The sequence below is a fragment of the Staphylococcus sp. HMSC068C09 genome (assembly GCF_001813735.1).
Lineage (GTDB): Bacteria > Bacillota > Bacilli > Staphylococcales > Staphylococcaceae > Staphylococcus > Staphylococcus hominis.
The window spans coordinates 1-461 of the sequence record NZ_KV813774.1; the positions used below are offsets into that span (position 1 = coordinate 1).

The window sequence follows — 461 nt, forward strand, 5'->3', positions numbered from 1 at the left end:
AAAGAGGCAGCCAAAGCGAAGGTAGACCAAGCGGTAACGGAAGCCAAAGCTCATATTAATGAAGCAATAACTAATTCAGATGTGGATGAAGCAAAAACAAATGGTACGAATACAATCAATGCAATCCAACCAGAAATTACGAAAAAAATAAAAGCAAGAGAGGCAATTGATGAAGTAGCTAGAGCTAAGAAAGAGGCAATTGATCGAATCCAGGATGCGACAACAGAAGAAAAAGAAGCTGCAAAAGCGAAAGTAGACCAAGCGGTAACGGAAGCCAAAGGCCATATCAATGAAGCAATAAATAATTCAGGTGTGGATGAAGCAAAAACAAATGGTACAACTACAATCAATGCAATCCAACCAGAAGTAATCAAAAAATCAGAAGCAAGACAAGCAATTGATGATGTTGCAAAAGCTAAAAAAGAAGCGATTGATCAAACACCAGATGCGACAACAGAAGA

General features: G+C 38.4%; 1 protein-coding gene. It reads left to right on the forward strand.

Annotation, left to right across the window (positions count from 1 at the left end):
• Positions 1-461, forward strand: a 461-nt coding sequence (locus tag HMPREF2930_RS11580) for a DUF1542 domain-containing protein (protein ID WP_176745774.1), incomplete at both ends; no start/stop codon positions are given.